Source organism: Burkholderia sp. ZZQ-2 (genome assembly GCF_050768715.1).
GTDB lineage: Bacteria > Pseudomonadota > Gammaproteobacteria > Burkholderiales > Burkholderiaceae > Burkholderia > Burkholderia cepacia.
This window is the reverse complement of sequence record NZ_LDVA01000021.1, coordinates 1-278: the sequence shown is the minus strand read 5'-3', so window position 1 is coordinate 278 and position 278 is coordinate 1. Positions and strand designations below refer to the sequence as shown.

The window sequence follows — 278 nt, the reverse complement described above, 5'->3', positions numbered from 1 at the left end:
CTCCCGGAATCGACATCCGCCTGCGTCAGCACATACGACGCCGTGCACACCACCTGAAGACCCGGCGCGAGCGAGGCCGCACCCGCCGGACACGTGATCGCCGACAACGACCCCGAACCGGTGAACACACCCTCATCCACCGTCACATCCGTGAGAGTGACATTGCCGGTGTTGGTCACCACGAACGAATACGTGATCTCCTGACCCACCACATACGCATCAGCCGTATTCGGGCTCGCCGACTTCACCATCGTGATCCCCGGAGCCGGCACCACCGG

1 protein-coding gene is annotated in these 278 nt (G+C 63.7%); it reads right to left on the bottom strand.

Going from position 1 to position 278, the window contains the following annotated elements; genetic code table 11:
• The coding region (locus ABY44_RS00310) for a DUF7507 domain-containing protein (RefSeq protein WP_431640708.1) at positions 1–278 on the bottom strand (278 nt) is incomplete at both ends.